We start from the raw sequence: 11,582 nt of genomic DNA on the forward strand, positions 1-11,582 counted from the left end.
CGGCGCCCGCGCCCGCGCCCGCCCGGCCGACTTGTGCGCCGTCTTCGTCCTACGCGCTCGGAATGTCCGCGAGAGGGATGGGTGCGCTGGCGAAACGGACCAAAGAGGCCGCGCACCTGGGCTCGCCGCCGGGGAATCGGGCCAGGTGAGGCGGGAAGCTCCGGCGCGGGCGCGCGACGCGGAGGGGTCAGTCGACGAAGCGCGAGGAACGCTGCGCGTACGCCGCCTCAACCTGCCGGAGCAGGTCGTCTCGCCGGGTACGGAGAATCCTGTGGTCGACGCCGATGACGATCCAGCCGGCCGCGAGGAGGCGGTTCCGACGGAACCGGTCCTTCGACTGCTGCGCCGGGTGTTCGTGGTGCGAGCCGTCGTACTCGACCGCGATCTTGTGAACGGGGTCAGCGAGATCGAGGCGGTAGTCGTCCCCCACCTCGACCTGCGGTATGAACCTCGTGAACCCCGCGTCCCTGAGGAACAACCTCGCCTCGGTCTCCATGGGTGACTCACTGCGACGGTCGGCATCTGCGAGTACCCGTCGTGCTCGTGCGACCCCCCAGGTGCCGACGTGTTCGTCGACAACGTCGCGTAGCTCACGGTCCGAGAATCCGTGTCGGTAGAAGTGCTCCACCGCGAGGACCCCGGCCAGGTGGTCGGTGAAGCGGGCCAGGTCGAAGGCGGTCCACCGACGGCTGGTGACGGCGACGCCCCGCTTCTGCTCCACGGCCGATGGCGGCACCCGGTACCGACGAAGGCGCAGACCCGAGCGCGTTCTGCCGCTGGGGCCGACGCACAACTCCGGAACCGCGTCGTCCGGGGCGTCGATCCCGTGGAGTGCCGCTGCCGACCAGCCGGTGAGGACGCCGTCCGGGTACAAGCGCGAGTACGCCACCGACTTGGTCTCGAAGGTGAGCGGAAGAGCTACCGGCAGCCATAGCTCGTCCGCGATCTTGAGGTACTCGCGCTCTCGTCGGCGACGGGGAAGGGCGGTCAGCTCGCGGCTGAGTCGGGCAGAGGAGAGGACGGGATGTTGCGGTCCCGGGCGATGGCGTGTCATGCCGGTGATCATGCACGCCGCGAACGAGCGGATCCGTCGTGGATTCGACGATCCCCGTTCGTCTGTGGGGAGCCGACACCGCTTGTGGACACACGAGCCTCGGCCGCGGGGGCCGGCCGATCACGACCCAGAGGGAACTCGCCGGTTCAGCGGGAGCCCACGTGTGCTGCGCGAATGGACCAGAGGGGGCACGTAACCCAGGGGTGGGCGTGCAGAAAGGACGCGCAGGGCAAAGGGGGCGCGCAAGCCAAGGGGGTGGGCGTGCAGAGAGGACGCGCAGGGCGAAGGGGGCGCGCAACCCAGGGGTGGGCGTGCAAAGGGGACGCGCAACCCAGGGCGGGCTCAGCGGGGGCGGTCGGGCTGGATCCGCAGGGCGTGGAGGGTCGTGGCCAAGCCGTCATACTGGGCCACCAGCTGCACCAGGCCCACGAGCTCCGCCTCGGTCAGGTGCGTGGCCACCTCCGCCCACGTGTCGTCGGCGATGTCCTTGGTCCGCACGAGCTCGTCCACCGCGGTCAACACCGCCCGCAGTCGATTCGGCCACCCGGCGGACCGGGGATCGTGCAGGGTGCGGGCGATCTCGTCGTCGTCGAGCCCCACCCGCGCGCCGATCCGCTCGTGGTGGGCCCGTTCGTAGGCGCTGTCCCGGAGGTGGGCGACGCGCAGGATGACCAGCTCTGTGGTCCGGCGGTCGAGGACCCCGAAGGGCATCATCATCCCGGAGTAGGCCAACCACGCGGGGAACAGTCGGCGGGCGCGGCCGAGTGTGGCGAACAGATGGACGTCGCGGCTGCCGGTGACGCGGGCTCCCACGCGGTTGACGGCCCAGCCCACCGGACCGAGTTCGCGGAACCCGCCGGGGCGGATTCGGGGCCGGCCCGGGTCCCCGGGGTCACTGTCGGTGTGGTGTGCCTGGCTCATGGCCGTCAGGGTAGGGCAGGGGAGGTCGCCCGGGAGTGGGGATCGTCGAGCAGATACGGCGAGAGCGACGATCGATGCGCATCGACCCTGAGTGTGCGGTTGAGCGGCGGGAAGGCCCGCTGGGGGCAGGCGGGTCTCTCGCACATGCGGCACCCGGACCCGATCTTGGTGGCGGCGTCGGCGTCGGCGAGGTCCAGACCCTGCGCGTAGACGGTGCGGTGGGCGTGCCGGGCCTCGCAGCCCAGACCGATCGCGAAGGTCTTGCGGGGTTGGCCGAACCGCATGGGCCGGGTGGTCACGGTCCGCGAGACCCACAGGTGCAGGCGGCCGTCGGGCAACTCCGCGACCTGCCGCATGATCTTGCCGGGGAACGAGAAGGTCTCGTAGACGTTCCACAACGGGCACGTGCCGCCCGAGGTGGTGAAGTGGACGCCGGAGGCCGACTGCCGCTTGGACATGTTCCCCGCGCGGTCCACCCGCACGAAGCTGAAGGGCACCCCGGCGGCGCCCGGGCGCTGGAGCGTCGACAGGCGGTGGCACACGGTCTCGTAGCCCGTCGCATAGAAGGTCATCAGGCGTTCGACGTCGTAGCGGAAGTCCTCGGCGGTGTCGAGGAAGCGCTGGTAGGGCATCAGTACGGCGGCGGCGAAGTAGTTGGCCAGCCCGCGCTGGGCCAGGGAGGCGGCGGCGGGGGAGCTGAAGGCGCCGTCGGCCACCAGCTGGTCGAGCAGTTCGTGGTGCTCGAGGAACGCGAGCTCCGATGCCACGCGGAAGGCCTGTTGCCCCCCGGTCAGGTGCGCGGACAGGTCGAGCCGACGGTCGCGGTCGGAGAAGCGGTGCCACAGGCCGTCGGGCAGGTCCACGCGGCGTGCGACCCGGACCCCGTGGGTCTCGGCGAGCCGGTTCTCGAGCTCGGCGCGGACGTCGCCGCGGTTCATCCGGATCCGGGTGGTGAGCTCCTCGGCCGCGGTGTCCAGGGAATCGATGTAGTTCTGGCGCTGGTAGAAGTAGTCGCGCACCTCCTCGTGGGGCATGGCCAACGCGAAGGTGTCCGTGTCGTCGGACAGGGCGTTGCGACTCTCGGTGAGGGCGGCGAGGAGGTCGGCCGAGTTCCGATACCTCTGGTTCAGCACGGCGAAGGCGCGCGCCAGCGACGGGTGGGCACGGACCAGGTCGACCACCTCACCCGCGGGGACGCCGGCGGACACCTGGGGGTCGGACAGGGCCTCGGTCAGTTCCGCGATCAGCCGGGTGTCGGCGTCCGAGGCGAAGAAGGTCGAGTCGACCCCGTACTCCTCGGACAGCCGGGCCAGGACCCGGGAGGTGACCGGGCGCGCGTCCTTCTCGAGCTGGTTGAGATAGCTGGCGGACAGCCCCAGCGTCTCGGCGAACGCCGCCTGGGTAAGCCCCTGCTCCTCCCGCAGGCGTCGCAGGCGTGCGCCCATGTGAGTGGTGGTCATCGTCGGCTCCCGCGGTCGGTGGTGTGCCCCACATTCTTCGCAAAGTTTGCAATCGACGCAAGGAAACTCGCCAGATTCGCATAACTCGCAGGTAGACGGGCTGCGATGAGTGTGGCATCCTTTCGAAGTACAGGACGCCGCGCTCGCAATCGTGCGAAGCCGGCTCCGCCCCCGAGACAGGAAAGAGTCGCGATGTCGAACGTTGGCAAGGCACGTACCGCTGCAGAGATCCAGCAGGACTGGGACACCAATCCCCGCTGGAAGGGCATCACCCGCAACTACACCGCCGAGCAGGTGGCGGAGCTGCAGGGCACCGTCGTCGAGGAGCACACCCTCGCCCGCCGTGGCGCGGAGATCCTCTGGGACAAGGTCAACAACAAGGACTTCGTCAACTCCCTCGGCGCGCTGACCGGCAACCAGGCCGTGCAGCAGATCCGTGCGGGCCTCGAGGCCGTGTACCTCTCCGGCTGGCAGGTCGCCGGCGACGCCAACCTCTCGGGCCACACCTACCCGGACCAGTCGCTGTACCCGGCCAACTCGGTCCCGACCGTCGTGCGTCGGATCAACAACGCGCTGCTCCGCGCCGACGAGATCGCCCGCATCGAGGGTGACACCTCGGTGGAGAACTGGCTCGCCCCGATCGTCGCCGACGCCGAGGCCGGCTTCGGTGGCGCCCTGAACGCCTACGAGCTGCAGAAGGCCATGATCGCGGCCGGCGCCGCGGGCGTGCACTGGGAGGACCAGCTCGCCTCGGAGAAGAAGTGCGGCCACCTCGGTGGCAAGGTGCTCATCCCGACCAACCAGCACATCCGTACGCTGACCTCGGCCCGTCTGGCGGCCGACGTCGCGAACGTCCCGTCGGTCATCATCGCGCGCACCGACGCCGAGGCCGCCACGCTCATCACCTCCGATGTCGACGAGCGTGACCGCCCGTTCATCACCGGCGAGCGCACCGCCGAGGGCTTCTACAACGTCAAGAACGGCATCGAGCCCTGCATCGAGCGCGCCAAGGCCTACGCCCCGTTCTCCGACCTCATCTGGATGGAGACCGGCACCCCGGACCTCGAGTACGCCAAGCAGTTCGCCGAGGCCGTCAAGGCGGAGTTCCCGGACCAGCTCCTGGCCTACAACTGCTCGCCCTCCTTCAACTGGAAGGCGAACCTGGACGACGACACGATCGCCAAGTTCCAGAAGGAGCTCGGCGCGATGGGCTTCAAGTTCCAGTTCATCACGCTGGCCGGCTTCCACTCGCTCAACTACGGCATGTTCGACCTGGCCTACGGCTACGCCCGTAACCAGATGACCGCGTTCGTCGACCTGCAGCAGCGCGAGTTCAAGGCCGCCGAGGAGCGTGGCTTCACCGCCGTCAAGCACCAGCGCGAGGTCGGCGCCGGCTACTTCGACCGCATCGCCACCACGGTCGACCCCAACACGTCCACCGCGGCGCTGAAGGGCTCCACCGAGGAGGGTCAGTTCCACTGACCCCCAGGATCGCCCTCCGGTAGGGCGACCAGCACCATGGCACCACCACACCGGGGGCCGGGATCGTCTCCACGAGGCGGCCCCGGCCCCCGGTCGTGTCCGTGCACTCCGGGCCCGTGCCCGGACCGACCACCCGGTTCGAGAAGGACGTGTCGTAGATGCCCACCACCCGCGAGGTAGCCCCGGAGCCGGGGTCGATCACCCGCGTGGGAGTGGTCGGCTCCGGCCGGATGGGGGCGGGGATCGCCGAGGTCTGCGCGCGCGCCCACGTCGACGTGCTGGTGTGGGACTCCACCCGGGACCTCGCCGAGGCGGGCCGGTCCCGCATCCTCGCCTCCCTCGACCGGGGGGTCTCCTCCGGGAAGATCACCCGGCGCGAGCGCGACCAGGCCGCACTGCGGCTGCGGTTCACCACCGACCTCGGGGACTTCGTCGACCGTCAGCTGGTGATCGAGGCGATCGTCGAGGACGAGGCGGCCAAGGCGGCGGTGTTCCGTGAGCTCGATCAGGTGGTCACCGACCCGGAAGCGGTCCTGGCCTCCAACACCTCGTCCATCCCGATCATGAAACTCGCCTCCTGCACCGCCACTCCGCGGCGCGTGATCGGCATGCACTTCTTCAACCCCGTCCCCGTGCTGCCCCTGGTCGAGCTGGTGAGCACGCTGGAGACGGGCAGGTCCGTGCGCGAGCGCGCCGAGGCGTTCGCCGAGCAGGTCCTGGGCAAGCAGGTGGTGCACTCCGCTGACCGGTCGGGCGCCGTGGTCAACGCTCTGCTCGTGCCCTACCTGCTCTCGGCCATCAGGATGGCGGAGTCCGGGTTCGCCACCCCGGAGGACATCGACAAGGCGATGGTGCTGGGGTGCGCCCACCCGATGGGGCCGCTCTCCCTGGCCGACCTCGTGGGCCTGGACACGGTCAAGGCGATCGCCGAGTCGATGTACGCCGAGTTCCGTGAACCGCTGTACGCACCGCCGCCCCTGCTGCTGCGGATGGTGGAGGCGGGACGGCTGGGCGAGAAGAGCGGCCACGGCTTCTACCGTTACGACGTCCCCCGAGCAGCTGCCCGGGCCACCCGCTGACGGCCGTGAGACGGGAGCTCGAACGCTCACACCTCGCGCTCACCCGCGCGTCCAGCGTGCTGGGGTACCCGCGCATCGGCCCACGGCGGGAGCTCAAGCGGGCGCTCGAGCGATACTGGCACGGGGACGGCACACGGTCCGAACTCCTGTCCGTGGGCCGCCGGATCCAGGAGTCGACCTGGCGGGAGCTCCGGGACACGGGGCTGACGCAGATCCCCGGCAACACCTTCTCCTTCTACGACCACATCCTGGACGACGCCCTGCTCATCGGCGCCGTCCCGCACCGTTTCACGGACCTGGTGCGTGGCCTGTCGCCGGTGGACACCCAGTTCGCGCTCGCGCGCGGCCGCGCGGACGTGGCTCCACTGGAACTGGTGGCGCTCCAGGGCACCCCGTACCACTACCGTCAGCCCGAGTTCGAGGATTCCTCCGTGCTCGGCCTGGCGCCGGGGGCGCTGCTGGCCGAGGTCGCCCGCGCGCACGAACTGGGGATCGACATCCGGCCGGTGGTCACCGGGCCGGTGTCGCTGCTGCTGTTGAGCAAGGCCTCCCCCACCGCAACACGCGGGTTCCACCCGATCGAGCTGCTCGACCGGGTGCTCGGACAGTACGAGAGGCTGCTGGAGGTCCTGGCGGAGGCGGGCGTGACCTGCGTCCAGTTCGACGAACCCTGTATGACCATGGAACGCACTCCCGGCGAGGTCGAGCGGCTGCGTCACGCCTATGACCGGTTGTCCGCGTCCCCCACGCGTCCGCGGATCCTGGTCACGGGCCAGTACGGGGACCTGGCCGAGGCCTTGCCCGCGCTCGCGTCGACCGGGGTCGAGGCGATCGGTCTCGACCTGGTCCACGGGTACCGGACCCCCGACGACCTCGCGGCGGTCCCGGGGCTCGCGGACAAGCGGCTCTACGCCGGTGTGGTCGACGGCCAGAACGTCTGGCGCACGGACAAGTTCGAGGTGCTCGAGTATCTGAGGCGGCTCAAGGACACCTTCGCCGACCTGGTGGTGTCGACCTCCTGCACGTTGCTCCACGTGCCCTACGACGTCGGGGCCGAGGAGGACCTGCCCGCGGAACTGGGGGACTGCCTGGCCTTCGCGCGCCAGAAGGTCGCGGAGGTGGTGTCGCTGGCCGACGCGGTGGTCGACGGCCCGACGCCGCGGTGGCGTCCGCTGCCGGAGCGGCCCAGTGCGCGCAGGCCGGACGTGCGGGCCAGGACGGCGGCGGTCGACGACGACGACAAGCTCCGCATGCCCTACCCGGAGCGGGCTCCGCTGCAGGCGGCGCGTCTGGGGCTCCCCATCCTGCCCACCGCGACCCTCGGGTCGTTCCCGCAGACCGTGCAGATCCGCAGGGCCCGCCGGGACCTGGCCGACGGCCGCATCGACTACGAGCGTTATCGCGGCTACCTGCGCGACGAGATCGCCTCGGTGATCCGCCTGCAGGAGGACATCGGTCTCGACGTCCTGGTGCACGGTGAGGTCGAGCGCAACGACATGGTGCAGTACTTCGCGGAACTGCTCGACGGGTTCGCGGCGACCCGGCACGGATGGGTGCAGTCCTACGGGTCCCGCTGCGTGCGCCCACCGATCCTGTACGGGGACGTGGCGCGTCCCGCGCCGATGACGGTCGAGTGGACCGGGTACGCGCAGACCCTCACCGACCGACCGGTCAAGGGGATGGTGACGGGACCGGTGACGATGCTCGCCCGATCCTTCTGCCGGACCGATCTCGCGCTGTCCGAGGTGGCCACCCAGTTGGCCCTGGTGGTCCGGGACGAGGTGGCGGACCTGGAGGACGCGGGGTTGGCGATCGTGCAGATCGACGAGCCGGCGATCCGCGAGCTGCTGCCGCGGCGCGGGGCGGACAGGCGTGCCTATCTCGAGTGGGCGGTGGCCACGTTCCGCCTTGCCTCCGCAGGCGCCGGTCCGGACACCCAGATCCACACCCACCTGAGCTACTCGTCCCTGCAGGTGATGAAGGAGGCGATCGAGGGGCTCGACGCGGATGTGACGGCGATCGTCGCGACCCGGTCGATCGACTGGGTCCTGGACGCCCTCACGGACCACACCCTCACGCGGCAGGTCGCCCCGGGCGTCTACGAGTCGAGATCGGGGTTCGTCCCCGACATCGACCTGCTCCACGAGAGGTTGCTCGAGGCGGTCGCGGCGGTGGGGGTGGACCGACTGTGGGCGGTCCCGGACGGCGGCCTCAAGACCCGCTACACCTGGCAGCTGGAACCGAGTCTGCGCAACCTCGTTACCGCCGCGCGACGAATCCGCCGGGCGGTTGCCCCCGGGACCTGAGGTTCCAATAGAATCGGGACAAGCAACTCCCGTGCCGCGGCGCCCGGGATCGGTAGTAGACGAAAGAGGACGACATCATGGCCGGTCAGACCCTCGAGCACACTGGTGCTGCCATCGTCGAGGAGTACTACCCGACGTACGCCACCGAGGTGGCGCCGACCTACCCGCTGTACTCCACCGAGATCTACGCCGGGTCGGCCATCATGCTGCTGGCGATGAGCATGCTGGGGCTGCCCATCACCGCGCTCGCCTTCTACGTCGACGACATGGACGTGTCCCTCGGCCTGGTCGTGGCGGCGGTCGTGGCCACGGTCGTCGTCTTCGTCGTCGGCCTCGCGGTGTGCATGGTCGGTTTCCGTAAGTACGGACGCAAGGACGCGCACTGACGCTCGACCCGGTCACCGCGGCGGGTGGGCCCGCCCTGGTGGCGGGGGACCCGGCCACTGATGCGGAGCGCAGGTCTGCTCTCCGCCGCATGAAGCTGGTCGCGACGGGGTTTCTGGTCCTGGCCGGGATCATCTTCCTGTTCGCCGAGTACTCGCTGTCCAACGGGGCCGGGGCATGGGCCGGGTACGTGCGTGCGGCGTCCGAGGCGGGGATGATCGGCGGGCTCGCGGACTGGTTCGCCGTGACCGCGCTGTTCCGGCACCCGCTCCGGATCCCGATCCCCCACACGGCTCTCATTCCCAGGAAGAAGGACCAGCTGGGGGCCTCCCTGGGGACCTTCGTGGGCGAGAACTTCCTCGATCCCGAGATGGTGAGCGAGAAGGTACGCAGTGCGAGGATCCCCGCACGGGCGGGCGAGTGGCTCCAGGACGAGGACCATCGTGCGATCGCCTCCGACCAGTCGGCCAAGGCGATCCGGTCCGTCCTGGCGGTCCTCCGTGACGAGGACGCCACGGCGATCATCGAGCGGACCATCGTCGCGCGTATCGCCGAACCGCAGTGGGGCCCGCCGGCGGGACGGATCCTCGGCGAGCTCCTCGCCGAGGGCCGGCACCTGCCGCTGCTCGATCTCATGGCCGACCGGGCCCACGAGTGGGTCGAGGCGCACCCGGAGACCATCGACCGCTGGGTCCGCGAGAAGGCGCCCACCTGGGCGCCACAGTTCGTCAACGAGCTCCTCTCCGATCGCGCCTACCGCGAACTGCGCGAGTGGACCTGGCAGATCAAGGTGGACAAGCAGCACGCCGTCCGCCTCGCCCTGATCGGGTTCGTCGAGGATTTCGCCCGCGACCTCCAGCAGGATCCGGCCACCATGGCCAAGCTCGAGACCTTCAAGGCGGAGGTGATGAACCGCGAGGAGGTCCGTCGTGCGGCGGCGTCCGCCTGGACGGCCGCCAAGCGCATGATCGTCGAGGCCACCGAGGACTCCTCGTCGACCCTCCGGGTGAAGATCGACGACCTCCTGCGCCGACTGGCGGACATGCTGGTCGACGACGAGAAGGTCCGCGCCCGCCTCGACGACTACATGACCCGGACCGCCGCGTACGTGGCCGTGAACTACTCCGGTGAGGTGACGTCGATCATCTCCGAGACGGTGGAGCGCTGGGACGCGGACGAGGCGTCCGAGAAGATCGAACTTCTCGCGGGCAAGGACCTGCAGTTCATCCGGATCAACGGCACGCTCGTGGGTGCGCTGGTGGGTCTGGTCATCCACCAGTTCACCCTCCTCATCTTCTGAGCTGCTCTTCTGATCTGCGCGTCCCCTGCCTGCTCGTTCCCCGACCGCTGTGCTCCTCCGGGGTGTGATCCATTACACGCCCCACCCCGCTTGCTGCTGCTAGCACTCGTTGCTAGCGTTGTGTGCAGACAACGTGAGATGCACGGCGAGAGGAGGTGGACTCCATGGCCGAGAAGCGAGGCCGGGAGAGCGGTCGACAGCCTGAGTCCGCCTCCGCGCAGGCGGCCGAACCGACCGCAGCGACTCTCGCGCGGAGGACCAAACCGACAGGCGAGGTCCCCCGTCACGACGGTGTCGCCCCACAGGGTGACCACGACAGGCGTGCGTCCGAGTCACAGGACATCGGGTCGTTCATCCGCGCACAGCGGGAAGCCGCCGAGGTGTCCATCCGGCAGCTCGCGGAGCGGGCCGGCGTCTCCAATCCGTATCTGAGTCAGATCGAGCGGGGCCTGCGCAAGCCGTCCGCCGAGGTGCTGGGTCAGATCGCACGAGGTCTGAGGTTGTCCGCCGAGGTGCTCTACGCGCGCGCCGGAATCCTCGAACTGAAGGAGGGGAGCCCGGTGAGGGACGCCATCCTCACCGCGCCCGACCTCACCGAGCGTCAGAGGGAGGTGCTCGTGGAGATCTACGAGTCGTTTCTGTCGAACAACGCGATCGCCGCCGACCAGGTCGTCGACGTGCACTGAGCCCGTCCGACGGCGGCCCGGCAGGGCCACGTGACATCCGAACCCGCAAGACCTGCAGACAACGATCAAGGAGCCGACATGAGCCAGAAGAAGCCCGTTTCCAAGAAGACCCCCGCCCAGGCCGCCGCCGCCCAGGCGGAGTCGCAGTCCAACCCCAAGGGCGGTGCACCCAGCGGACCGCTGGGGCAGGCGCTGTCCGCGGTGCGCACTCCGGTCTACGCCTACGTCGGCGTCAACGACCTCGCGGTCCAGGCCGTGTCCGGCCTGGTCTCCGACCTGCGTCGTCGCGCCGAGGACGCCGTCACCGAGGCTCAGACCAAGGTGAACGAGCGGGTGACCGGCGTGCAGAACCGGGTGACCGAGCGCGTGGCCGACGTGCAGAACCGCGTGAACGAGGTTCCTGACCGCGTGCAGGCGCTGCCGGCCGAGGTCGAGGAGCTGGTGAACCGCTTCCGCCCGGAGGAGCTGCGCAAGGTCGCCGACGCCTACGTCGAGGTCGCGGCCGGCATCTACGGCGGGCTCGCGGCCCGTGGCGAGGACGTCGTGGCTCGCCTGCGCGAGGAGAACCCGCAGCTCGAGGCCGGTCTGGCCCGCGTCAACGAGCAGGTCGCCCGCGCCGCCGGTGCCGTGGAGGAGCAGGTCGAGCTGGGCGAGGACGCGCTCGGTACGGTCGCCCGCCAGACCCGCTCCATCGGGGTCAAGGCCGCGGGCCGCGTGTCCAAGGCCGCCCGTCAGGCCGCTGAGGAGACCGGCACCGCTGCCGACAAGGCCGCCGACAAGGTCGAGGACGCCGCGTACGCCGCTTCGGACGAGGTCCAGAGCGGGGCCGCGAAGGTCGAGGCCAGGACGGCCCAGGCCAAGAAGACGACCGCGAAGAAGGCCCCGGCGAAGAAGGCTCCCGCCAAGAAGG

The 11,582-nt window shown here is 69.9% G+C and carries 10 protein-coding genes; 7 read left to right on the forward strand and 3 right to left on the reverse strand.

The annotated features are described in order from the left end of the window. Positions 1-187: 187 nt before the first annotated feature. The 3 genes from G6026_RS10375 to ramB all read right to left on the reverse strand — a co-directional run bounded on the left by G6026_RS10375 (position 188) and on the right by ramB (position 3,435). Positions 188-1,054: a DUF559 domain-containing protein gene (locus G6026_RS10375; RefSeq protein WP_241725812.1), complete on the reverse strand. Its 867-nt coding sequence runs from the start codon at positions 1,052-1,054 to the stop codon at positions 188-190. 342 nt (positions 1,055-1,396) lie between these two features. Further along, positions 1,397-1,975, reverse strand: a complete 579-nt coding sequence (locus G6026_RS10380) for a carboxymuconolactone decarboxylase family protein (protein WP_107757377.1) — start codon at positions 1,973-1,975, stop codon at positions 1,397-1,399. A 5-nt stretch (positions 1,976-1,980) separates the two neighbouring features. Then, positions 1,981-3,435, reverse strand: coding sequence for an acetate metabolism transcriptional regulator RamB (gene ramB / locus G6026_RS10385; protein WP_182613132.1), 1,455 nt, complete (start codon positions 3,433-3,435; stop codon positions 1,981-1,983). Between the two features lie 192 nt (positions 3,436-3,627). On the opposite strand from ramB, the gene aceA reads away from it, so the two are divergent. The 7 genes from aceA to G6026_RS10420 form a co-directional block, all read left to right on the forward strand. After that, entirely contained in the window at positions 3,628-4,917 is a 1,290-nt protein-coding gene (gene aceA, locus G6026_RS10390; protein WP_182613133.1) for an isocitrate lyase, read from the forward strand. Between the two features lie 158 nt (positions 4,918-5,075). Next, positions 5,076-5,996 carry a 3-hydroxybutyryl-CoA dehydrogenase gene (locus G6026_RS10395; RefSeq protein WP_107757374.1) on the forward strand — a complete coding sequence of 307 codons (921 nt, stop codon included), beginning with the start codon at positions 5,076-5,078 and terminating at the stop codon, positions 5,994-5,996. Between the two features lie 5 nt (positions 5,997-6,001). Then, positions 6,002-8,302 (forward strand): 5-methyltetrahydropteroyltriglutamate--homocysteine S-methyltransferase, encoded by a 2,301-nt coding sequence (metE, locus tag G6026_RS10400; protein ID WP_182613134.1) that lies wholly within the window; start codon positions 6,002-6,004, stop codon positions 8,300-8,302. 77 nt (positions 8,303-8,379) lie between these two features. Further along, positions 8,380-8,688 carry a hypothetical protein gene (locus G6026_RS10405; protein WP_107757372.1) on the forward strand — a complete coding sequence of 103 codons (309 nt, stop codon included), beginning with the start codon at positions 8,380-8,382 and terminating at the stop codon, positions 8,686-8,688. An 89-nt stretch (positions 8,689-8,777) separates the two neighbouring features. Further along, positions 8,778-9,986: a DUF445 family protein gene (locus G6026_RS10410; protein WP_107757371.1), complete on the forward strand. Its 1,209-nt coding sequence runs from the start codon at positions 8,778-8,780 to the stop codon at positions 9,984-9,986. A 164-nt stretch (positions 9,987-10,150) separates the two neighbouring features. Further along, on the forward strand, positions 10,151-10,672 hold the full coding sequence (locus tag G6026_RS10415) for a helix-turn-helix transcriptional regulator (protein ID WP_194305318.1): 522 nt from the start codon (positions 10,151-10,153) through the stop codon (positions 10,670-10,672). A gap of 78 nt (positions 10,673-10,750) precedes the next feature. Continuing rightward, a partial coding sequence (locus G6026_RS10420) for a hypothetical protein (protein ID WP_182613135.1) occupies positions 10,751-11,582 on the forward strand: 832 nt, incomplete at its 3' end.

It is taken from the genome of Dietzia sp. DQ11-38-2 (assembly GCF_014145055.1).
In the GTDB taxonomy this organism is placed as follows: Bacteria; Actinomycetota; Actinomycetes; order Mycobacteriales; family Mycobacteriaceae; genus Dietzia.